The sequence below is a fragment of the Janthinobacterium sp. GW821-FHT03C08 genome (assembly GCF_059420905.1).
On the sequence record NZ_JBWKUP010000056.1, the window covers coordinates 1 to 615 of the forward strand.

Sequence of the window (615 nt, forward strand, 5' to 3'; positions counted from 1 at the left end):
ACTCCAGTCGTCGAGCCTGTAAAAGACCCGACTGCGCCGGCGCCGGCCATGAAAAGCAGGATCAAGTCGGCGCCGATTGCATGAGTGCAGTCGATGTGATCCGCGCGCTGCTGATGTCGCATGCCCCGGTTCGTGCGCTGGTGGAGGCCAAGAACATCGTGCTGGGCACAGTGCCGCAGCGCGCTGAGCTGCCAGCTATCGGTATTCGTGAAATCAGTCGCGTCGAATTGAGTACGGTCTCGCTCAGTCAGGCGGCCGTGCTGGTGCGCTCCAGGGTACAGGTTACGGTACTGGCCAAATCCTATGACAGCCAGAAGGCGGTGCTGCAAGCAGCGAAGCTGGGGCCAGGCGCGCATACCGGCGAGGTTGCCGGGATCGCCGTGCGCAGCGTCATGCGCGAGCAGGTTGGCCCGGATATCAGTAATGACGATGCTGACATTTTCCAGCAGTCTCGTGATTTTCTTGTCACTTACGTCGAGCAGAACTGACGCGGTACCACAGTCGCACTTCCATAAACACAAATTTTGTAGCCCGCCCGTATCGCATTTCAGCGAGCGGGCTTTTTTTTGAAAGGTAACATCATGGCATTTGAAGATGACTTTGAAACAGTCGCCA

At 57.6% G+C, this 615-nt stretch carries 1 protein-coding gene; it reads left to right on the forward strand.

Features of this window, described 5'->3' with window-relative positions:
• A partial coding sequence (gene gp17, locus AC07VL_RS28040; RefSeq protein WP_494808757.1) for a tail completion protein gp17 occupies positions 1 to 488 on the forward strand: 488 nt, incomplete at its 5' end.
• Between the last annotated feature and the right edge of the window lie 127 nt (positions 489 to 615).